Source organism: Prevotella sp. ne3005, from assembly GCF_900110085.1.
Classification (GTDB): Bacteria; Bacteroidota; Bacteroidia; order Bacteroidales; family Bacteroidaceae; genus Prevotella.
The window spans coordinates 125023-146119 of sequence record NZ_FOCK01000004.1 but is presented as its reverse complement, the minus strand read 5'-3'; the positions used below and the strand labels follow the sequence as shown (position 1 = coordinate 146119).

The 21097-nt window shown below is 48.2% G+C and carries 19 protein-coding genes; 6 read left to right on the top strand and 13 right to left on the bottom strand.

The features are described 5' to 3' along the window. Positions 1-4 precede the first annotated feature (4 nt). Positions 5-634: an orotate phosphoribosyltransferase gene (gene pyrE / locus BMY16_RS07125; protein ID WP_091841228.1), complete on the bottom strand. Its 630-nt coding sequence runs from the start codon at positions 632-634 to the stop codon at positions 5-7. Between the two features lie 97 nt (positions 635-731). Between pyrE and BMY16_RS07120 the strand changes: the two genes are divergently transcribed. After that, a complete protein-coding gene (locus tag BMY16_RS07120; protein WP_170836037.1) occupies positions 732-1604 on the top strand; it encodes an RsiV family protein in 873 nt (290 codons plus the stop codon). 48 nt (positions 1605-1652) lie between these two features. Here BMY16_RS07120 and BMY16_RS07115 read toward each other — a convergent pair whose 3' ends face one another. The 3 genes from BMY16_RS07115 to prmC are packed head-to-tail and all read right to left on the bottom strand — an operon-like array spanning position 1653 to position 3682. After that, positions 1653-2351, bottom strand: a complete 699-nt coding sequence (locus BMY16_RS07115; RefSeq protein WP_170836036.1) for a ComF family protein — start codon at positions 2349-2351, stop codon at positions 1653-1655. Between the two features lie 12 nt (positions 2352-2363). Beyond that, positions 2364-2852: a regulatory protein RecX gene (locus tag BMY16_RS07110; RefSeq protein ID WP_091841225.1), complete on the bottom strand. Its 489-nt coding sequence runs from the start codon at positions 2850-2852 to the stop codon at positions 2364-2366. Then, entirely contained in the window at positions 2849-3682 is an 834-nt protein-coding gene (gene prmC / locus BMY16_RS07105) for a peptide chain release factor N(5)-glutamine methyltransferase (protein WP_091841223.1), read from the bottom strand. Before prmC ends, BMY16_RS07110 begins: the two co-directional genes overlap by 4 nt. A 197-nt stretch (positions 3683-3879) precedes the next feature. On the opposite strand from prmC, the gene BMY16_RS07100 reads away from it, so the two are divergent. Together BMY16_RS07100 and ribD are read left to right on the top strand one after the other, a co-directional pair. Further along, positions 3880-5229: a hypothetical protein gene (locus BMY16_RS07100; protein WP_139207158.1), complete on the top strand. Its 1350-nt coding sequence runs from the start codon at positions 3880-3882 to the stop codon at positions 5227-5229. A gap of 129 nt (positions 5230-5358) precedes the next feature. Further along, the gene (ribD, locus tag BMY16_RS07095; protein ID WP_244512966.1) at positions 5359-6303 is read left to right on the top strand and encodes a bifunctional diaminohydroxyphosphoribosylaminopyrimidine deaminase/5-amino-6-(5-phosphoribosylamino)uracil reductase RibD; all 945 of its coding nucleotides are present in this window, start codon (positions 5359-5361) and stop codon (positions 6301-6303) included. A gap of 40 nt (positions 6304-6343) precedes the next feature. Here ribD and BMY16_RS07090 read toward each other — a convergent pair whose 3' ends face one another. The 5 genes from BMY16_RS07090 to BMY16_RS07070 form a co-directional block, all read right to left on the bottom strand. After that, complete coding sequence (locus BMY16_RS07090; RefSeq protein ID WP_091841220.1) at positions 6344-7147, bottom strand: hypothetical protein; 804 nt, start codon at positions 7145-7147, stop codon at positions 6344-6346. Positions 7148-7194: 47 nt separating this feature from the next. Further along, positions 7195-10095, bottom strand: coding sequence for an ATP-binding cassette domain-containing protein (locus BMY16_RS07085; RefSeq protein WP_091841218.1), 2901 nt, complete (start codon positions 10093-10095; stop codon positions 7195-7197). Between the two features lie 109 nt (positions 10096-10204). Continuing rightward, positions 10205-10675 carry an RNase H family protein gene (locus BMY16_RS07080; RefSeq protein ID WP_091841217.1) on the bottom strand — a complete coding sequence of 157 codons (471 nt, stop codon included), beginning with the start codon at positions 10673-10675 and terminating at the stop codon, positions 10205-10207. An 18-nt stretch (positions 10676-10693) separates the two neighbouring features. Beyond that, positions 10694-12478: an arginine--tRNA ligase gene (gene argS, locus BMY16_RS07075; protein WP_091841215.1), complete on the bottom strand. Its 1785-nt coding sequence runs from the start codon at positions 12476-12478 to the stop codon at positions 10694-10696. Positions 12479-12955: 477 nt separating this feature from the next. Then, on the bottom strand, positions 12956-14356 hold the full coding sequence (locus BMY16_RS07070; RefSeq protein ID WP_091841214.1) for a sodium:solute symporter: 1401 nt from the start codon (positions 14354-14356) through the stop codon (positions 12956-12958). Between the two features lie 65 nt (positions 14357-14421). Between BMY16_RS07070 and BMY16_RS07065 the strand changes: the two genes are divergently transcribed. The 3 genes from BMY16_RS07065 to BMY16_RS07055 are packed head-to-tail and all read left to right on the top strand — an operon-like array spanning position 14422 to position 17339. Further along, entirely contained in the window at positions 14422-15720 is a 1299-nt protein-coding gene (locus BMY16_RS07065) for an MATE family efflux transporter (RefSeq protein ID WP_091841212.1), read from the top strand. A gap of 57 nt (positions 15721-15777) precedes the next feature. Continuing rightward, a complete protein-coding gene (locus BMY16_RS07060) occupies positions 15778-16263 on the top strand; it encodes a radical SAM-associated putative lipoprotein (protein WP_091841211.1) in 486 nt (161 codons plus the stop codon). After that, positions 16260-17339, top strand: a complete 1080-nt coding sequence (locus tag BMY16_RS07055; RefSeq protein ID WP_091841209.1) for a TIGR04133 family radical SAM/SPASM protein — start codon at positions 16260-16262, stop codon at positions 17337-17339. The genes BMY16_RS07060 and BMY16_RS07055 overlap by 4 nt, the downstream gene beginning before the upstream one ends. 10 nt (positions 17340-17349) lie before the next feature. On the opposite strand, the gene BMY16_RS07050 is transcribed toward BMY16_RS07055, so the two are convergent. From BMY16_RS07050 to BMY16_RS07035, 4 genes are read right to left on the bottom strand one after another with little or no spacing between them, the layout of a single operon-like run. Beyond that, positions 17350-18135 (bottom strand): SDR family oxidoreductase, encoded by a 786-nt coding sequence (locus BMY16_RS07050; protein ID WP_091841208.1) that lies wholly within the window; start codon positions 18133-18135, stop codon positions 17350-17352. Between the two features lie 10 nt (positions 18136-18145). Beyond that, positions 18146-19084, bottom strand: coding sequence for a Gfo/Idh/MocA family protein (locus tag BMY16_RS07045; RefSeq protein ID WP_091841206.1), 939 nt, complete (start codon positions 19082-19084; stop codon positions 18146-18148). A gap of 4 nt (positions 19085-19088) precedes the next feature. Continuing rightward, a complete protein-coding gene (pseF, locus tag BMY16_RS07040; RefSeq protein WP_091841205.1) occupies positions 19089-19787 on the bottom strand; it encodes a pseudaminic acid cytidylyltransferase in 699 nt (232 codons plus the stop codon). A gap of 8 nt (positions 19788-19795) precedes the next feature. Next, positions 19796-20836 carry an N-acetylneuraminate synthase family protein gene (locus BMY16_RS07035; protein ID WP_091841203.1) on the bottom strand — a complete coding sequence of 347 codons (1041 nt, stop codon included), beginning with the start codon at positions 20834-20836 and terminating at the stop codon, positions 19796-19798. Positions 20837-21097: the final 261 nt, after the last annotated feature.

The following is a 21097-nucleotide window of genomic DNA, read 5'->3' as shown; positions in this document are numbered from 1 at the left end:
TTTCTTATTGTTTCCACGTTGAGGGGCTCTTGCGCCACTCAGCCAGAACAGATTTCTCCTCTTCTTTGATATAACCAGTCTTGGCAGCTTCCTCCACCACATGCTCATAGTCGGTCAATGTGATGAGCTTCACACCTGCCTCCTTGAAAGCCTCTTCTGCCACAGGGAAGCCATACGTGAACGATGCCACCATGCCAACAACCTCTACACCATATTCACGCAAGGCAGCCACAGCCTTCAGCGAAGAGCCGCCAGTAGAGATCAGATCCTCTACTACCACCACCTTGGCACCTTTCTTGATTTCGCCCTCAATCTGGTTGCCCATACCGTGATCCTTCGGCTTTGGACGGACATAAGAGAACGGCAGCCCTAACTGGTCGGCTACCAATGCACCCTGGGCAATGGCGCCTGTTGCCACACCTGCCACAGCCTCTGCCTCAGGGAAATTCTCCTGAATGGCATGACATAACTCCAACTTGACGAACGAACGTAAGTCGGTAAACGACAGCGTCTTACGATTGTCGGTGTAGATGGGTGACTTCCAACCAGAGGCCCATGTAAACGGGTCGTTGGGTTGCAACTTGATGGCCTTGATGTCCATCAGCTTTCTTGCTAATTGATTCTTAATGTCCATAACGTAATACTTAATTTGGGTGCAAAGATACAAATTAGTGAGTGAAATACCAAATTTATTTGGATATTTCCAAAAAATGCCTTACCTTTGCACTACAATGAGAAAAAAACTTTTATTTGCCATCCTTGGTATGATGGCCATCATCAGTTGCAATAGCAAGGGCCAAACTCGCCCTGCTGATAGTAAGGACTCTGTAGCGGTGGATACCATTGCTCCAGAGACAAGTGATGATTTGCGCAAAGATTCGCTAAAGACAGATACCTTATCCTATTCTAAAGAGGAGGGCAAATATAGTTTTAACCTCTTGGCAGATTATCCAGTGGAAGGCGATGACACATTGGTCAAAGTCGTTCGTGGGTTTATCAACGATTTTCTGGGTGGGGCTTATGATGGCTCGCTGGACGATGGAAAAGCGATGATCAAGAAGAACGGAGAAATTATGTATGGTAATTTCGTGGAGATGTGTGGCGATGCTGATCTGGAGGATGTATCTGAGCTGTATTACTATAAGTCTGTGGAAAGGGGCTATGAAACCAACGCTTTCATCACCTTCATGACGTCGGGAGGTCATTACACAGGCGGCCTTCATGGCATAGGTTTCGAAACAGGCGTAACCTTTAGCAAGAGCAATGGGAAGACCTTTGGCTACGACATGATGAAGGGCACTGACTCTCCTGAGTTCAAGCGTTTTATCAAGGAAGGCCTGAGAAAGTATTTCAGCACTGAGGGTCAGGAGCCTATAAGCGACGATGATCTCCTGCAAGAACTTGTTTCATATAGTGGCAGCATTGATGAACTCCCTCTGCCCGACTCAGAGCCATACCTGACGGTAAAAGGTGTTAAGTTCGTTTATCAGCCTTACGAGATTTCCTACTACGCAGCAGGCAAACCGGAATTCACTATCCCTTATGCCGCCATCAGACCCTATCTCACCCCCCAGGCAGTTAAGTTGTTTCTGAATAATAGGTAAACCCGTACCTTTCTCCCACTTTACCCGGAGTAAACCTCACGATTACCGTTAGCTCTTGGCGAAGCCGAGGGAAAGAATGCTGATTTTGATATTGTTGGCCTTTACCAGTTCCTTGGAGCAGGCTATACAGGTGGCACCTGTGGTTACCACATCGTCGATGACGAGGAGATGTTTGCCTTGAATCGTTGCGCCATCAATGAGTTCGAAGACTTTCTCTACGTTCTCATTGCGCTCCCAACGGCCCAGATTGGTCTGACTGCCTTTGAAGCTCACACGTTTGACGACCTTGCCGAAGAGAGGGAGGCCAGTAACCTCGCTGATACCTCGTGCTATCTCTTCACTCTGATTGTAACCTCGTTGGCGTTGGCGCTTCTTCGTCAAGGGAACGGGTATGATTCCGTCGATTCCATCGAAGAATCCTGATGGCATCAGTTCTTTTCCCATCATCCGCCCCATAACCTCACCTATTTCAGGATGATCCTTGTATTTCATTTGATAGATGATGTTGGCCGTGCTGGAATGGGGCTCATAGTAGAAATAGGCCGTAGCCCGTTCGATGGGTATCAGATACCAGAAGAGTTTGGCCATCTCGTTCTCGTAGGCATTGTGGTGGAAATCGGTTCTGGGCAAATGGAAGTTACACTTGGTACAGATGACTTCTTCCGTAACTGTCAGCCTATGGCCACAGACCACACAGAGTCGTGGGGATATCAAGTCGAGTAGACGTCGCCAGAAACTAATGATCATTTGGCTTTCGATTTAGAAATCTTCCTCATATTCATCGATCTCATCGACGTTCAGGCATTGGCGGATGATGTCGAACGTGAAGCCTCGGCTAAGGGCAAAGCGCACGAGTTTCTGATTGAGTTCATAGTCATTCCCGGCTTTTATGCTCTTGCGTTTCTGCTTCAGCAGGGGGCGAAGCACGTCAAGATATTCTTTTTCGTCGATTTCATCGAGCACCCGTTGCTGGATGTCGGTATCGATGCGTTTCATCCAGAGGGCTTGCTGCACCTTTCGCCGTCCCCATTTGTTGTAGCGGATCTTGTCTTTGACGAAGGCTCTGGCATAACGCTCATTATCAATATATCGCTCCTCTGTCAGACGATCGATTACGCGGTTTTGCACCATTTCATCGAGTTCCCAACGTTTCATCTTGTCGCGCATCTCCTGTTCGCAGTGCTCTGCTTGGGCACAAAGTGCTGCTAATTGCAGGTAGGCTTCTTGCTCGTTCATTTCTTTTTTCATATCTTTTTAGCTTTAAGGAATCGTTGCTTACCAAACTGGTCCTGGCGAATCTCGATGTCTGAGAATCTGAGGTTGCTAAGATAGCTCTCCACGTCATCAGCTGTCAAGGGATTCAGTTCGAAGAAGAGTTGTCCACCATGGTTGAGGCTCTGCCAGGCATAGTCGCCAATGCGCTGGTAGAAGATGATAGGGTTCTGCTCTGGTGCGAAGAGGGCGAGGTGGGGTTCATAGTCGAGAACGTTTTTCTCCATTCCATTGCGCTCTTTTGGTTTTATATAAGGCGGATTACTCACGATGACATCCCATGTTTGCGAAGTGGAAAGAGAGGTATCCAGGATGTCTCTTTTCTCGAAGGCGATGTTCGCACCTAGGGCTTTGGCATTCTCTTGGGCAATCAGAAGGGCATCGTCGGAGATGTCCCATGCTGTGACTTTAGCCTCAGGTATCTCCAAAGCCAAGGTAATGGCGATGCACCCACTCCCTGTGCCGATATCGAGGATCTTCTTTTCACTCTTTCTGCAGGAAAGCACATATTCGCAGAGTTCTGCCGTTTCTGGACGAGGAATCAGCACCCCTGGTGCCACATGAAAGGATCGCCCAAAGAAGTCAGCTACACCTGATATATATTGTATGGGCTCACCACTTTCGAGTCTTTGCATCATCCTCTCCAATGCTTTTTGGTCCTCTTTGGATAATTCCTTCATCTTATCACAAAGAATATCCGCCATTGATAGTCCAAAACGCACATCAAGTAACCAGCGGACGATAGCCTTCGCCTCGCCAGCATCATAAATGGGTGTTAGTCTGTGCCAGAGTGCTTCGTATGACATAGCGCCTGCAAAGATATACATTTTTATCGAAATGACCAAAAGAGTCATAAAGTTAAAAAAACGTAAATAAACATCCTAAATATATAATAATGTACGTGATATATGTACCTTTGCAAACACAAAGGCAAAAACGGCCTTAATCAACCGCAAACAATTTGCACAAAAACTTTTATTAAAATCTTTTATAATAATCACGTATGAAGAAAATTATGTTTAAAGGAATGGCATTGCTGACAATGGGCTTTGCATTCGCCGCATGTTCTCATGAGACTGTTTACGATGAGAAGCATGTAGAAAAAGAGAGATCTTTTGACTATGATCAGGCATTTACCAAGGAGTTTGGTACCATCGCTAGTGGTCATAAGTGGGGTTTCGACCAGACCACAGGTCGTAGTTTAACACGTACATCTTTAGACAAGACTCATGAGGTGTGGATTATTCCAGAGAACTTCACACATGGTAGAAGAACCAAGGAAGGAGTTGCTGCCAATGCTGTGCAAGCTGCATTTAATACCAACCTTTCTCAGACTCTCAATATGGAGTTTAAGAATTATTGGTTACAGCATGTAGATATGCCTAAGAATGTTAAGGTTGATATCGTATGTCTGGAGGCTTATAACTCAAATAGCAAAGCCTGGGAGGAAGTTAAAAATTTCAATGCTGGAAAGAACGAGACAGATTTCCAAATCGAAAAAGAATACGATGTTGAGATCACAGCAGAATCTATAAATTTCCTCGCTGAAATGAATACAACTGCTGCTTGTACAACTTTGATGACTGATATGGGTGGTAATGGCGACCCCCAAAATGGCAATAAAATATTCCGTGTAAAGATGAAAGAAAAGGTGAAGGGCCAAACTAGTTATTATTATAACTATGATTATTATTTCCTCCCCGATTTTTCTTATCATAAGAATGATGCCCAAAGCATTTATGGAGATTTCTTAGGTTTCTATTTTACCTCACCACAAAATGGTAAAACAGGTTTCTGGGTTATTAAGATTGCTGCAGCCGAGAAATATACTCCGACAACTCCTAATCCCGTTGCTGCTGAAGGCCGTGTGCTTTGTGAGGATATGGGAGCAAACGACTTCGACTTCAACGACGTTGTCTTTGATGCTTGGATTATGAAGACAGGTGAGATTAAGATTAAGGTTCTCGCACATGGTGGTAAACTTCCTATCAGTATTGCTGATGTTGATGTAACACTTGGTCAAATGACAAATACTGGCGTGAACCATGCTGATTATCAGGAATTCACTATAGAAGCAGTAAATGGTCAGCCAAAGTATGCAAGTATTGATTTAATTCCTGTGACGGTTAAATCCAACAATAATGCCGAGAATACCTATAATTTGGAAGCAAAAGTAGGCTCAGCCCCACAAAAGATATGTGTTCCTATTGGTACAGATTATCCTGATGAGTATGTCAAGATCAGTGATGCTTATACTCCATTTACTGAGTGGGTTAGTATTTTGAGCCCATCTGACTGGACCTACACCGTGAATCCCATTTTGGTTGATGGAGTTCTGACCAATAACGAATAAATAATCAGATAATTGATACATTTTGTTGCATCATATAAGATGAGGGTGTGTCTTATAGACATACCCTCTCTTTTTTTGCCTCAAATGTTTTGTAGTTTCGGAGATTCTGTGTACTTTTGTGGCAAAGAAATGGAAAAGCGTATGACAAACGACGAGAAATACATGCAACGATGCATCCAGTTGGCGAAGAACGGCCAGAAGAATGCCAAGCCCAATCCCATGGTGGGAGCTGTGATTGTGAGTGCTGATGGCCGTATCATTGGTGAAGGTTATCATGTACGCTGCGGTGAGGGGCATGCCGAGGTGAATGCCTTTGCTTCTGTAAGTGCAGAAGACGAGGCCCTGTTGCCAGAGTCCACCATTTACGTCTCTCTGGAGCCCTGTTCGCATTATGGCAAAACTCCTCCTTGTGCTGATCTGATTATCAAGAAAGGGGTGCGTCGAGTTGTCGTGGGTTGTATTGATGAATTTGCAGAAGTGCAAGGTCGGGGTATCCGTAAACTCCGTGAGGCAGGTATTGAGGTAGAGGTGGGTGTTCTTGAGAAGGAGTGCAAGGAACTGAATCGCCGTTTCTTCACATTCCATCGCGAGAAACGGCCTTATATCATCCTGAAATGGGCTCAGACGGCTAATGGTTTTATTGACGACCATTTCAAGCCTACGCAGATATCTTCAGACTTTACCAAGATGCTCTCCCATAAACTCCGTTCAGAGGAAGATGCTATCCTTGTGGGTCGCGTGACGGATGAAAGAGACAAACCACAGTTGAATGTTCGTGAGTGGAGTGGCTCAGACCCTAAACGCCTGGTCATCGACCATGCTCATCCCTTGAATCTGGAGAGTCTGTATGCCCATCAGATCCAGTCATTGATAGTGGAGGGGGGAGCTAAAACGTTACAGTCGTTTCTTGATGAGGACCTTTGGGATGAGCTTCGTGTAGAGACAAACTATGGATTGACAGTCAGCGATGGTACTCATGCACCACGGATACCTGCAAAGGCAGAGGTGAAAGAAACCATCAGAGATGGTGAGAATCAGATAGTATGTTATCATAAAATAATCCCCGAAAGTTGACGACTTCCGGGGATTATATATATTAATAAGGTGTAATCTCTTACTTGGTGAGAGCCTTACGGGCAGCCTCAATCTGATCCTTAGACTCTGCCAGCTGAGCCTTCAGCTCGCTAACGGTTGTAGCGTTGAGTGCGTCGAGGGTAGAAAGGACATCTGCAACGGGCTTGATTTCGGGATCGTACTCAGCCAGACGATTCAGAGCATCGAGGATCAGCACCAGGCGGAAGGTGGTGTTTGCAGCAGCATCGTCGTCGAAAGCAGCGAGGAATCTGTCAGAGTTCTTGCTGGCAGAATAAATCTGCTCAACGAGAGAGGCGGCAGCAATCTGCCAGAAGAAGTTGATACGACCGTTCTCATTCATTGCATCGTAAAGAGCCTGTGTGTTCTCTGCTGCATTGGTACCATCCTCAATGACCTTGAGAGAAGGATCGTTGATATCAGCAGCCAACTTGGCAATAGCCTTCTCATATTCATCCAGAGGCATCTCATAGAGCTTGGCAATATTCTTGTCAACTTCGAGAGCAGACAATACGCGATACTTCTCTGCGAGTGTGGTGGCAGCCTCTGCTACAGAAGGGCTCAGCAGATAGTCGGGCTTCACCTGCTTCTCTTCCTTTGTCAGCTTGAAGGTACCATCGTTGTCTTTCTGCAGGAAAGGAAGCTGCTTCAGCTTACCGATCTCACTTGCCAGACTGTCAACGTGCATCTTGATGCTCTCTTCAATCTGCTCCTGTTCGAAACTCTTTACTGAATCGGCTGATTCAGTATTGTTTGCAGTCTTGTTTCCACATGCTGCAAATACGACTGCTGCAAATGCTACAGCGACAATTGATAATTTTTTCATTGTTTTTTGAATTGATTGTTATTAATAAATGAATTAAATAATTATTTCTACTTTCTGATCACTCTTCCCGGCCAATCGGTGAAGAGGAATATGGAGAGGATGAGTCCCATGAGCAACATGACGGAGATGTTGAACCATAGAGTCTTGATATGCCAGCTACCCAGAATCTTCACACTGCTGTAGAAAGGAGCGCGCCCCCAGTGATTACGCGGTGTGAGGAATATGGTCTGCATGCGTGGCACGATGTATCCGTCGATGACTTCAAGCATGTTCTTTTGGTCAGCCCCTGCAACACAGTCTTCCAGTTTGATGTTGTAGTTATCACGTTTCAGTTTCAATACGGCATCCTTGCCCATCTCACGTACCATGGCGGAAATCTGCTTGTCGGCTTTGAGTGAGATGGTGTTGCTGCGAGTCACAAGAATCTTTTCGGCATCTTTCAGATACTGGCGAAGTGACGGGTAATCGTAATCACCCTTATAAGGTTCCATGTCACAATAGGAAGTCACGAGTGGCAGGTTGATACGGATGGTTTTCAGATGGTTCGGATCAACCTCCTTGCCCTGCTCTTGTTCACTCTTCATGGTCTCCAATTGTGATTGGAGCTCGTTGACATATCCGAAATTATAGAACTGTGTCTCATATTTCTTCTGGTCCATCTCAAAGAATGGCGCCTCATAGATATTGTCAGAATAGGAGGTGACGGCTAATGCCTCATAAGCCCAGCGTGAAGGAATGATTTCACCAATCAAAGGAACGTTGCCTGTGGTGCTCTTGGGGGCCAGGTCAGAGAAGCTGACTACCAGTCCGCAAAGCAGAATCTGAGGAATCAACAGGATGGGGATGGAGATGTAGATAGCCACCACGGAGTTCAGACACTGGGAGAGCAGCAGACCCATCAAGCTCGACAGGAGGGCTGTGACAAAGAGGATGACCCACCAAGTCAGGAACAGTCCGTGGAGCCCCATGATGTAATTACCGATGAGGATAAACAGCAGGGTCTGTACCAATGAAACACCTGCCATATAGACAATCTTCGAGGAAATATAACTGCCGTAGGATAAGTTAAGGAAACTCTCTCGTTTCAGAAGTGCACGGTCTTTGATAATCTCCTCGGCACTACCGCTCATACCAATAAAGGTGGCGACGATGACTGCCATGAAGAAATAGCTCACCAGATTCTTGTTGTCCATCACGGAGTAACCTTCTGGTGGTGCATAACGTGTCAGCAGGGCACAGACCACAGCCAGCAGCGGTGCTTCAAGCAGGGTGATACATAGATATTGGACATTGGTGATTTTCGTACGGAAATTACGACGTAGGAATATCAGGAACTGCTTGAATGCATGGGGTTTCTTCTGGTCAGAGTGTGGTACATCCTTGACGACAGGCTCAGGCAACTCTGCCCTCTTCTCCAGATAAAGCTTGTGCCACTCCTGTGGACTCATCTTTCGCTCATCAGAGATCTCTCCATTACTGTTAAGTGCCTTTTCATCGATGATGTTCAGCACGATTTCAGGATTCACATTACCACAAGTGGGGCAGGCGCTGGTTTCTGCATCAGCATATTTGGCTGCCGTCTTAAAATAGGTAATGGCGTCGATGGGATTACCGTCGAAGACGGGATAACCACCTTTATCAAGTAGCCAGAGACGGTCGAAGAGTTTATAGACGTCGCTCGATGGCTGATGGATATTCACAATGATCAGTTTTCCCTTCTGGGTCTGCTCCTTGAGCAAGTTGATCACTTTCTCGGTATCTGCAGAGGAGAGGCCAGACGTAGGCTCGTCCAGGAAGAGCACAGCTGGTTCGCGTATTAACTCAAGGGCGATGTTCAGGCGTTTGCGCTGACCACCAGAGATGAATTTATTGATGGCGGAGCCCACTTTGAGATTCTTGGCGGCATCGAGACCCAGATCTTTGAGGGTCTTCATCACGCGTTTGTCGAGGTCTTCTTCGCTCATACCCTCAAAACAAAGCTTAGCCGTGAACCACAGGTTCTGATAGACGGTGAGCTCTTCAATCAGCAGATCGTCTTGTGGCACGTAGCCTATCAAGGCTTTGGCTGCTGGTTCAGAGATATCATGGCCATTGATGGTGATGCTGCCTTCCTGTGGCTTCAGTGTGCCATTCAGCAGGGAGAGTAAGGTGGTCTTACCTGTACCTGAGCCACCCATAATAGCCAGCAACTCACCATTGCGGAGCGTAAAGCTCAGGTCGTGCATGCCATTATCGCTGTTGGGGAAGCGGAAGTTGATGTTGCGCCCACAGAACTCCACCTCTTCAGCCTTGTCCAGGTCCAGTCCTTTGACATTCTTATAGGCAGAGAGGATGGTGGAATAGTAGACGGGCTTGCCACTGGCGCCTTTCAGCACACTGCTCTGGATCCACACCTGATAAGTCCCCGAGAGTACAGGCACGTCATTGAGCATCACAGTGTCTGGACCTGTGTAGGTAAAGAGCAAGTTGCCACTTTCTGGATCCAGCAATGTCTTCAGTTCTCCTTGGGTGTCATCGAGCTGGTGAATCATCACATGCTCGTTCTGACGGTTGTTGACGAAATCAACAAAGGTATTGTATTGCGAATCAGGAATCTGCAGTGTCTTGGCCATTGTGGTAAACAGGAAGTCTGCATGTCCTTCTTTGTAACTGCAGAATTCCATCAAGCGCAAGAGCAACAGAGCAGCCGCATTGCGGGAAATCTTGCTTTTCAGCTCTTTGCAGATACCGTCGACAGTCACTTGTGGGTCCACGCCTCCTTTACTCGACATCTCATAGACGTTTCGCAAATCACTGTAAAAGCCGAGATAGGCCTCAATATTTCTGATTCCGAAATGATGCCGCAAATAATTCTCCAGCATGGCTTGAGCCCATGCCGTATCAACTTTTTCTTCCTTGCCAAACAAGGCAAACAAGCTCAGAAAACTGGATAGTAGTATATCAGTCATCTTCCTAAATGCGAACTAACACAATGTCCAAATTGCAATTTTGCTTGCAAATATATTAAAAATTTCAGATTGCAAGCTTGTTATGTTAGTTAAAAAGAATTAAACCACCTTATTTGCGCCCAAAATCGGCTGGGACCTCACCCCATTTCTGCGTTTCCCACTTGATGATGGGATTACGATAGTTGTGGGTGTTGAGCCAGTTTTCTGCTCGGGCAATGATCTGGAAGAGCGGTTCCGTCTTGGGGTTGCGCTCAAGTTTTGTCTTACATTTGCGCTTCTGAACCCAGAGGATGGCATTGTAAGAATCGCTGTAGATAACCTTGTCGTGCAAACCCTGATTCCAGCAAAGGGCAAGGGCATGGACGATGGCGAGAAACTCCCCGATGTTGTTGGTGCCGTGGACAGGACCATAGTGGAATACACGATAGCCTGTCTGCAGGTCGATGGCCTGGTATTCCATAGGCCCGGGGTTGCCTGAACAGGCAGCATCCACAGCCCAAGCGTCAGCCCGTACTTCCAAAGGTAATGGAAGTACGGTATCATGACGATTTGTCGGGGGATTTAAATTATCAATTTTCAATTCTGAATCTTTAATATGTTACATGCGCTCTGGCACCTCGATGCCCAGCAGACTCATGGCGTTCTTGATGATCTTGGCCACATTCTTGGCCAGAACAAGGCGGAAGAGCTTCTTCTGCTCATCAGGCTCGTTGAGGATCGAGTAGTCATGATAGAACTGATTGAACACCTTGGTGAGCTCGTAGCAGTAGTTGGCGATGCCTGAAGGAGAGTAGTCCTTACCAGCCTGCTCTACAGCTGCACCAAACTCGTTCATCTTCTGAACCAGTTCCACCTCTTTCTCTGAGAGTGCGACAGAGGTGATGGCAGGCTTGAGTCCCTCTGCCTCGGCCTTACGGAGAATACTGCGGATACGGGCATAGGTGTACTGGATGAAAGGACCTGTATTGCCGTTGAAATCGATACTTTCTTCAGGATTGAAGAGCATGTTCTTACGGGCATCGACCTTCAGGATGAAGTATTTCAGCGCACCCATACCTACGATACGGGCTATCTCACGACGTTCTTCCTCTGTCATATCGTCGAATTTGCCCAATTCCATCGAGGTTTTGTAGGCATCTTCCACCATCAGTTCCATCAGGTCGTCAGCATCCACTACCGTTCCCTCGCGACTCTTCATCTTTCCATTGGGGAGTTCCACCATTCCATAAGAGAAATGTGTCAGTTCCTTGCCCCACTTGAAGCCTAAGCGGTCAAGCAGGATTGAGAGCACCTGGAAGTGGTAGTTCTGCTCATTTCCTACGACGTAGATCATCTTGTCGATGGGGAAATCCTGGAAGCGCATCTCAGCCGTTCCGATGTCCTGAGTCATATAAACGCTGGTTCCATCGCTGCGGAGCAGCAGTTTCTGGTCGAGACCCTCGTTGGTGAGGTCAGCCCATACGGAGTTGTCGTCGTGGCGCTCGAAGAGTCCCTTGGCAAGACCTTCCTCCACCTTAGCCTTACCCTTCAGGTAGGTCTGGCTCTCGTAGTAGATTTTATCGAAGCTGACGCCCATCTTCTTGTAGGTCTCATCGAAGCCGGCATATACCCAGTTGTTCATCTTCTCCCAGAGGGCGCGCACCTCAGGGTCGTTCTGCTCCCATTTCACCAGCATCTCGTGGGCCTCCTTGATGAGTGGAGCCTCCTGCTTGGCCTTCTCTTCGTCCATGCCCTGGGCCACGAGCTCCTTGATTTCCTCGCGGTAGTGCTTGTCGAAAGCCACGTAGTAGTCGCCAATCAGGTGGTCGCCCTTCTTGCCAGAGCTCTCGGGGGTTTCGCCATTGCCCCACTTCAGCCAGGCCAGCATCGACTTGCAGATGTGGATACCACGATCGTTCACGATATTGGTCTTCACCACCTTATTACCGTTTGCCTGCATGATCTGAGCCAGCGACCAACCCAGCAGGTTGTTGCGCACATGGCCGAGGTGGAGGGGCTTGTTCGTGTTGGGCGAGGAGTATTCAATCATCACGAGGGGTGAGTCTTCCGTAGCCTGCTTCATGCCGAAGTGCTCATCGTTGTCGATGGCGCTCAGGAGTTCTGTCCATGCACCGTCGCCAATGCTGAGGTTGAGGAAGCCCTTTACCACGTTGAACTTCTCAATGGCAGAACAATTCTGCTGCAAGTATTCGCCAATCTCCTGGGCTGTCTGCTCAGGTGATTTTTTCGCAGCCTTTACAAAGGGGAACACCACCAACGTGAGGTTGCCCTCAAACTCACTTCTCGTCTTCTGCAACTGCAGCATCTTCTCTGTGGCATCCATGCCATAGAGCGCCTTCACGGCCTCACCTGCAGCTTTGCTGATCAATGCTTCTATATTCATACCTTATCTTGAAATTTGGGTGCAAAGGTACATATTTTAATTGAGAATTGCGTCAAAAAGGCCGAAAACTTTGTTTTCAGTTCTGGCGGAGTATATGTATGTCTGTATGGCTAATAGGCAAAAACCCTTTACAAACCGCCTCGTGAGAATCGCGTTTTAGAGCTCAAGTCGATCCGAGGCCGAAATTTCGCGAAATATGAGCCTTTTTGCTAAGTGGCTGATAGTGTGGAAGTTATGTTTTTCTTGTCATGATTCTTTACTCCAAACACCCTGAAAAAGCCTGAAAAAGCCCCGATTTCATCGTAAAATGCCCCAGGTTTGCTACGGAAATAGATAGGGTTTACCCGGACTAAACCTATACTTTAGTCCGACTAAAGTCATGGTTTGCTTACGGTAAACGTATACTCTGCCGTAACCTGACCTGTTTTCAGCCCGAAACAGCCTTCCTGTTTTTCTAGAAGGAGCAAATAGAAAATGTTAAATTTTGGCACTTTTTATTGACAGTCCGAGGAAGGTAAACAGCCCGTTGAGCATCAGCAGTTCGTAGCCGAAATGGTAGCCCCAGAGGTGTTGGGTGATGGTGTCGAGGGCATAGCAGACAAGGGGCGAGGCGATGCAGATATAGGGCACCAGACGATCGTTGGTCTGCTTCTTGGTGAAGAGTCCAAAGACGAAAAGGCCCAGCAGGGGACCATAGGTATAACTGGCCAGCGTATAGATGGCATCGATAAGCGAGGTGGAGTTGAATGCCCTGAACAAGAGGATAAACACCACGAAGATCAGGCACATCACCACATGCATCTTTTTTCGCAACGACTCGTTGTCTGGCTGTCGACGGATGTCCACGCAGAAGCAGGTGGTGAGCGAAGTCAGGGCAGAGTCGGCACTCGAGAATGAGGCTGCCACAATGCCTAGGATAAAGAGGTGAAGGGTGAGGGGGTGAAAGGACGAGAGGATGAAAGAGGGGAGCAGTTCGTCGCCTTTAAGACTTGTGCCCAGCACCATCGAGAGCAACACACCCAGGGCAAGGAAGAGCAGATTGGCAGGTACGAAGGCCACACCATAGGTACACATATCCTTCTGCGCATCCCTCAGGGTCTTACAGGTCAGGTTCTTCTGCATCATGTCCTGATCAAGACCCGTCATGACGATGGCGATAAAGGCTCCACTCAGGAATTGCTTCCAGAAGTGGTGGGGCGACACCCAGTCATCGAATACGAACACCTGGCTCATCGGACTCTCGGCAATGGCGCTAACAGCCTCACCGACAGAGAGATGCAGCTGGCCCATCACATCGAAGATGATCAGTATCAGGGCAGTAAACAGGCAGATGGTCTGGAAGGAATCGGTGAACACCAGCGTGGCGATGCCCCCTCTGTGGGTGTAGAGCCAGATGAGCAGCACCATCATCGCCACATTCACGATAAAGGGTATGCCTGCAGGGTCGAAGACAAATTGCTGGAGGATGATACACACCACGTAGAACCTGACGCTGGCGCCTATCATCTTGGAGAGCAGGAAAAACCAGGCACCCGTCTGATACGAACGGTTGCCTAATCGCTGACCTAGATAGGTATAGATGCTCGTAAGGTTCAGACGGTAATACAAGGGCAGGAGCACAAAGGCTATCACGATATAGCCCACGATGAATCCGAGGCACATCTGCAGATAGGTCATCTGCGATGTAAGCACCATACCTGGCACGCTGACAAAGGTGACGCCAGAGATAGAGGCGCCAACCATACCGAAAGCCACCATGTACCAAGGGGCACGACGGTTGGCACGATAGAAGGTCTGGTTGTCAGCACGCCTGCTCGTCAAGCGGCTGATGCAGAAAAGAACGGCGAAATAGGCCAGAACTGTCAGGAGTATCATCATATCAGGGTGCAAAGATAGGCAAATTTTTGGTTAGTGCCAAAAAAAACATTAACTTTGCAGTCGATATGAATATCCGAGATCGCCAGATTCTGCAGATAGCCCTGCCCTCCATCGTGTCGAACATCACCGTTCCATTGCTGGGGATGATCGATGTGGCCATCGTGGGCCATATGGGGAGTCCTGTCTATATAGGGGCTGTGGCTGTAGGCTCCATGATCTTCAATCTCGTCTACTGGCTCTTCGGCTTTCTGCGTATGGGCTCCAGTGGCATGACCTCGCAGGCTTTAGGGCGCAGGGATCTGACGGAGGTGATGAGGCTGCTGGTGCGCTCTGTCTTGATAGCCCTAGCCATCGCTTTGTTGCTGCTGGTGCTGCAAATACCGATGAAATGGGCAGCTTTTGCGCTGATAGGCCCTACAGACGACGTGGCGCCTTTCGCATCCACCTATTTTAATATCGTCATCTGGGGAGCGCCTGCCTCGTTGGCACTATTCAGTCTGATGGGCTGGTATATCGGTATGCAGAACACACGCATTCCGATGTTTATCTCCATCATGCAGAACATCGTGAATATCCTTGCCTCGCTGACGCTTGTCTATGGTTTTGGCATGAAGATAGAGGGCGTGGCCTTGGGTACAGTCATAGCACAATATGCCGGTTTCATCGTGGCTTTGGGACTGTTGACGAGGTATTATGGGCGATTGTTCCAGTATTTCAGTAAGGACCGTTTGTTCAGCGATATCCGAGTCTTCTTTAATGTCAATCGCGACATCTTCCTCCGTACACTCTGTCTGGTGGCAGTGAACCTCTATTTCACTTCAGCAGGTGCCCGTCAGGGGGCTGTTATCCTCTCTGTGAATACGGTGATGATGCAGCTCTACCTCTTCTTCTCCTACTTTATGGATGGCTTCGCCTATGCTGGTGAGGCTTTGGGAGGCAGAACCTACGGGGCGAGGAATGGTGTTGCCTTCCGGGAAACCCTCAACAGGCTCTGGCTTTGGATGCTGATCGTGACTACAGCCTACACCTTATTATATATAGGAGGGGGAAAATGGATTGTCAGCCTCCTGACAGATGAGCCTCAGGTGATAGAAGCCTCAAGCGACTATCTCTGGTGGATATGGCTCATACCTGCTGCAGGCTGTGTGGCTTTTATCTGGGATGGCGTCTTCATCGGACTTACAGCCACCCGAGGGATGCTCGTCTCGTCGTTCGTCTCTGCCCTCTGCTTCTTCGCTGTCTATCTGCTGACAGAGCCTTTCTTAGGCAATCATGGTCTTTGGCTCTCGCTAGTCATCTACCTTTCCATGAGGGGTGTGTTGCAGACCATCTGGTATAGATTAAGAATAATTAACGGAATATGATGCAAGCTTTCCTCTCATCATCAGTTCTTAGAGAAAGAACCCATTAAAAGAAGAAGTATGAAAGTTAGATTCAATCGCTGGTACAATGCTGTTTTAACAGCTCTGCTGTCAATCATTGGTTATGGATGCTCGTCATCTGATGATCCTGAATATATATGTATGTATGGAACGCCACATGCTGATTATCAGTTCATGGGAACGGTGACTGACGAAAGTGGCTCAGCAGTAATGGGCATCAAGGTCTCGGCCAAAAATGTCTATCGCCGTTATGACAGTACTCTTATAGAGACTTACGGTGTTGACTCCACGCTGACAGACAGCAAGGGTAAGTATGCCGTCGAAGGCGAGGCATTCTTAGGTGAGCACATCCTCAAACTGATCGTCGAGGATCTCGATGGCGAGGCCAATGGCGGTAATTTTATGAACGACACTATCGACATTGACTTCGACAACGCCAAGAAGGTGAAGGAGCCCGATAAGGATGATTATTGGAGCGATGGCACCTTTGCCATAACACAAGATATTAAGTTGAAGAAGAAATGAAACCAACCCCACTAACCCTCAAGAAGAAACTCGCCCTGGAACTCTGGCGCCAACGGGAGGCGATCATCAGGGAGGAACATCCCCTGAAGCAGCTCTTCTGGGAGTGTACCCTGCGTTGTGACCTGAAGTGCCGCCATTGTGGCAGCGACTGTAAGATGCAGCCTGAGAGCATGGACATGCCCAAGGAGGACTTCCTAAGAGTACTCGACAGCATTGCCCAGAAGACTGATCCCCATCAGGTGTTTGTCATCATCTCGGGTGGTGAGCCCTTGATGCGACGCGATCTTGAGGAGTGTGGAAGGGCTATCTATGAAATGGGCTTCCCCTGGGGTATGGTCACCAATGCCCTTCATCTGACGCCCCAGCGCTGGAAAGGCTTACTCAGGGCTGGCATCCGTTCGATGGCCATCAGCCTCGATGGATTGGAGGAAGACCATAATTGGATGCGGGGTAACGACAAGAGTTTCCAGATGGTGAGCCAGGCACTCGATATGCTTGTTGCCACTGAGGGCTTTGTGTTTGATATCGTCACCTGCGTCAATCGTCGCAATTATCCTAAACTTGACGATATCAAGGAGTTCCTGATCTCCAAGGGTGTGAAACGCTGGCGTCTCTTTACCGTCTTTCCCGTAGGTCGTGCAGCCCTTGATCCGATGATGAGGCTGACGAATGAGGAGTTTCGTGGTGTCTTTGAGTATCTGAAGAAGACGCGGGAGGAAGGTCGTATCCGAGTGGATTATGGATGCGAGGGTTTCCTTGGCAATTACGAAGGTGAGGTGCGTACCCGTCTCTTCTCCTGCCAGGCAGGTATCACCGTAGGCTCTGTGATGGCAGATGGCTCCATTGCTGCCTGTGCCAGCATCCGTGCCGACTATAATCAGGGCAATATCTATGAGGATGATTTCATGGATGTATGGGAAAACCGCTATCATCCCTACCGCAATCACGAGTGGATGAAGACGGGTGAGTGTGCCACCTGCAAATACTTCCGTTACTGCCGTGGCAATGGCATGCATCTACGCGATGGAGATGGCAAGCTGTTGCTGTGCCATCTCCATCGACTGCAAGAAAAATAGAAGTCTGTCCTTACCACGCTGTCTGACCACCGTCAATCATGATGTTGACACCAGTCACATACTTGGAAGCCTCTGATGATAAGTAGATCATGGCACCCACCAAGTCGTCGGGGTAACCGATTCTGCCAAGCATCGTCTTATAGGCCAGCCTGTCTTTAAAGAGTTTATTCTCCTGTACGTTCTCATGAGGGAAAGAGCCAGGGCTGACGCTGTTGGCACGGATATTATACTTGGCCAGGTAAGCAGCACAATATTTCGTCAGTTCTACTGTGGCTGCCTTGCCAGCACCGTAGTTGGGCGTGCTGTTGAAGGGTGTGTCGAAGTAAGTACGGGGGTCAGGAGCACCTACGGCATAGAGTGATCCGATGTTTACGATGCTGCCGCTCTTGCTCTTCTTCATATAGGGGATGATTTCACGGATGGTACGGAAGGTATAGCCAATTGTTCCGTCAATACCCTTCTGCCAATAGGCGTCGTCCATCGTCTCCACATCCGTCATCACACCAGCACCCAGATTGGCAGCCATGGTGATGAGGTTGTCGATGACACCAGCCTCACCTGCTGCCTGCTTCAAGGCTGCCTTGATGGCCTCGGTGTCGCCCAAGTCGCAGGCAATATAGTGGATTCTGTTCTTATCGCTGATATCCTCAATCTCGCTGATCTTGTAGTCGATAACATAGACGTCAGCTCCGTAGTCAACCATTCCTTTGACAATCTCACGGCCCAGATAGCCACAGCCACCTGTAATCACGGCCTTCCGTCCTTCGAGGGAAAACATGTTTTTATAATCCATCATCGTATCTGTTTTAAATTAAACCTTTTGTTATGCTTAGTGTCTCGTAAGCCATCTCGGGGGTGTTGATGTTCTCCATCTTGCCCTTCGAGAGGTAGAGGTCCAGGAAGTAGGCCATCTCGTCCTGATAGAAATGGTCGTCAGCTCCGTAGTGCTCCACCTCTTCCTTGGCCTTTAGTTCACAACTCTGTTTGTTGAAGTCCACCACCACGACGTCGTCCTCTGCATAGAGTTCCGTCTGACGGTTTCTTACCCTTCCGAAGTAGTCGAGGTGCATCTCCACCACCTTGTCCCCATATTCAAAGATATAGGTGGCGAGGTCGCAGGCATCCATCTCCAAGTGTGAGAATTTTCCTGCAACACGATGTACCTTCTGAGGTTTGCCAAAGAGGTGGATCATATAGTCGATTTCATGCAACAGGTCTACATCTACGCCACCACCCCTGTCGTTGAAACAGCGGAAGCTCTTGCGGTAGTCCCTGCCAGGCTGCCAGCTCGGCATATAGCTTGAGAAGATGATTCTGGCAGAATATACCCGATGGCTGTCCACACAAGCCTTCAGCTTTCTTACGTATTTCGTGAAACGGATAGGACAGGCCACGTAATACACATCTTCCTCCCTTTTGGGGCGGATGGCTTCGATAGGATAGTCGAGTGTATCGAAGATGGGCTTCTCGATGAACATCGAGTCGCAGATATCACGATACTTCATGATGTTATAGTAGTGTGTCTTGGTCTCGTCCGTCACAAATAGGATATCATAGTGGCTGTCGAGGTCTGCCTCGCTTCTGATCTCTCGCCTGATCTTCTGGGCGATGGCTTCAGGCAGAACCCGGTTGCTGTATCTAATGGCGTCAATCTCCAAAGCGATACCCCTGCTTTTGCAGAGTTCTGAGAAGTTGGTGATATGACGGGATCCGATAGAGCCTGTTGCTGTAAATAATACTTTCATGAGATTAGTCCTTTTGGTGCATCAAATCATATTTCATCTCCATCAGCTTCCAATCCTCCATCGTGTCGATGTCCTGCGATTCCGATTCTGCCAGGATAAAGGGCAGAGTGTGCTCTGTATAGAGCTTCTGGTCGCGCATCAGGGCATAGGTCTTAAAGAGGAAGAACTGGTTACAGTCGTGGTAGATTTTCTGTAGATCCTGTGAACGGGCATAGTAGTTCTCAGGGTGCAACTGCTTCAGTTCGCCATCCACAATGACGGTGGCTCTCTGGGGAGGATAGGAATATGCCTCTACGGTACAGATCGACTCTGCCCCCTCCGTAGTGCTCAGTTGCTCGAAAGCCTTTACCAGATTCTCTGGCTTCAGGAGGGGCTGGGTGGCATATACGCTGAGTACGTAGTCAAACTCCATGCCTCGCCTCTTGTATTCATTTACCACCTCTACGAGTACGGCTGCCACACCTGCTTTGTCGTTTGAGGTGGAGGCATCTCTGAAGAAGGGCACCTTCGCACCGTACTTGATGGCGACATCGGCAATGGCCTGATCGTCTGTCGATACCATGATCTCGTCAGCAATGCCACTCTCCTGTACTGCCTTGATGGAATACGAGATGATAGGTTCTCCTTTAAAAAGGGCGATATTCTTGTGGGGAATTCTTTTACTTCCGCCCCTTGCAGGAATGATACAAAGTAGTTTTCCCATGATCAATTCTATTTGATGTCATCAGGATAGATAATCTCGTTGCCTTTGATCTCGTGCTTGGCAACCTTACCGACGACCATATCCTTCTCATCCCACTTGAATCCATCGCCAGGGCTGAGCATGTGGATATCGTCAATAGTGATGGTTTCGCCCGCTTTGATGGTGTGCCTGGTGGCAATGGAGCGCTCCAGCTTAATCTTTGAGGCCTCTACGCTCTTGTCAATATAGATGTCTTCCTTACCCATGCTCATCTCGATATAGCGGATGTCACGCACCATACGGTTCACACCGTCGGGACCCAGCGAACCAATCTGGTCGGTACCTTTCATCCTACGGTCGATCGTAATGTGCTTCTCGATAATCTCCGCACCCATACCCACGGCTACCACTGGGGCTGAAATGCCAATGGTATGGTCGGAGAAGCCGATCTTATACTGTCCGTAGTGCTTCTTCAGATAGGTGATGGTGTTCAGGTTCAGGTTCTCCGGACGGGTGGGATACTGTGACACACAGTGCAGGATTGAGATATCCGAATGATACCTTGTAATCACATCCAGTGCCTCGTCTAGTTCTTTCTTCCCAGCCATTCCCGTCGAGAGGATGATGGGGATCTTCGTCTCTGCCAGTGCAGCCAGCAGGGGCAGGTTCGTCAGATCACGGCTTGCCACCTTCAACTTGTCTGGCATAAACAGCTTCAGCATATCCAGACACTTCTTGGCGCAGAGCGTCTCAACAAAATCCAATCCCAGCGACTTGGCATATTTATATACCTCGAAGTGCTGCTGCTCGTCAAGCTCCAGGAAAGCCCTGTGCTCGCCGTAAGTCTTTCCAAAAGAGTTGGGCGAGTCGTAGGGCATGTTCATCTGCGAATCTGCCAACTCCTCTTTAAGGTCGCGCTTGGTCATCTTGACAGCATTCATGGGTTTTAACGTCAAGCCGAATGCCTCTTCCTTGATAGGGCGGGAAACCAGGTCAACAATGAGCTTTGCCAAATCGACAGAACCATTGTGATTCTGACCAATCTCACCAATAATATATGTTTCTTTCATCTGATCAAATCGTAATTTCTGATATCAGCTGCAAAGGTAATACATATTTTTTAATTGACGATGAATTTGGTGCTAATTTTTGTTTATATCATCTCTTCTACCCAGAAACTATCTTATTCGTACATCATTCAGACGTTTGTTCCCCTTTGTTCCCACCATGGGAACTCGCAGTTCCGTAGGAAAAGAAATGTGAGAAAAAGAAAAGTCCCGTAGGTTTTTGACCTACAGGACTCTTTCTAAGGCGCTTCAGGATGGGCTTGG

Excerpts from the sequence above, each read along its gene's own strand:
- pyrE (WP_091841228.1), bottom strand. The coding sequence starts at position 634 with ATGGACATTAAGAATCAATTAGCAAGAAAGCTGATGGACATCAAGGCC.
- BMY16_RS07120 (WP_170836037.1), top strand. The coding sequence starts at position 732 with ATGAGAAAAAAACTTTTATTTGCCATCCTTGGTATGATGGCCATCATC.
- BMY16_RS07115 (WP_170836036.1), bottom strand. The coding sequence starts at position 2,351 with ATGATCATTAGTTTCTGGCGACGTCTACTCGACTTGATATCCCCACGA.
- BMY16_RS07110 (WP_091841225.1), bottom strand. The coding sequence starts at position 2,852 with ATGAAAAAAGAAATGAACGAGCAAGAAGCCTACCTGCAATTAGCAGCA.
- prmC (WP_091841223.1), bottom strand. The coding sequence starts at position 3,682 with ATGTCATACGAAGCACTCTGGCACAGACTAACACCCATTTATGATGCT.
- BMY16_RS07100 (WP_139207158.1), top strand. The coding sequence starts at position 3,880 with ATGAAGAAAATTATGTTTAAAGGAATGGCATTGCTGACAATGGGCTTT.
- ribD (WP_244512966.1), top strand. The coding sequence starts at position 5,359 with ATGGAAAAGCGTATGACAAACGACGAGAAATACATGCAACGATGCATC.
- BMY16_RS07090 (WP_091841220.1), bottom strand. The coding sequence starts at position 7,147 with ATGAAAAAATTATCAATTGTCGCTGTAGCATTTGCAGCAGTCGTATTT.
- BMY16_RS07085 (WP_091841218.1), bottom strand. The coding sequence starts at position 10,095 with ATGACTGATATACTACTATCCAGTTTTCTGAGCTTGTTTGCCTTGTTT.
- argS (WP_091841215.1), bottom strand. The coding sequence starts at position 12,478 with ATGAATATAGAAGCATTGATCAGCAAAGCTGCAGGTGAGGCCGTGAAG.
- BMY16_RS07070 (WP_091841214.1), bottom strand. The coding sequence starts at position 14,356 with ATGATGATACTCCTGACAGTTCTGGCCTATTTCGCCGTTCTTTTCTGC.
- BMY16_RS07065 (WP_091841212.1), top strand. The coding sequence starts at position 14,422 with ATGAATATCCGAGATCGCCAGATTCTGCAGATAGCCCTGCCCTCCATC.
- BMY16_RS07060 (WP_091841211.1), top strand. The coding sequence starts at position 15,778 with ATGAAAGTTAGATTCAATCGCTGGTACAATGCTGTTTTAACAGCTCTG.
- BMY16_RS07055 (WP_091841209.1), top strand. The coding sequence starts at position 16,260 with ATGAAACCAACCCCACTAACCCTCAAGAAGAAACTCGCCCTGGAACTC.
- BMY16_RS07050 (WP_091841208.1), bottom strand. The coding sequence starts at position 18,135 with ATGATGGATTATAAAAACATGTTTTCCCTCGAAGGACGGAAGGCCGTG.
- BMY16_RS07045 (WP_091841206.1), bottom strand. The coding sequence starts at position 19,084 with ATGAAAGTATTATTTACAGCAACAGGCTCTATCGGATCCCGTCATATC.
- pseF (WP_091841205.1), bottom strand. The coding sequence starts at position 19,787 with ATGGGAAAACTACTTTGTATCATTCCTGCAAGGGGCGGAAGTAAAAGA.
- BMY16_RS07035 (WP_091841203.1), bottom strand. The coding sequence starts at position 20,836 with ATGAAAGAAACATATATTATTGGTGAGATTGGTCAGAATCACAATGGT.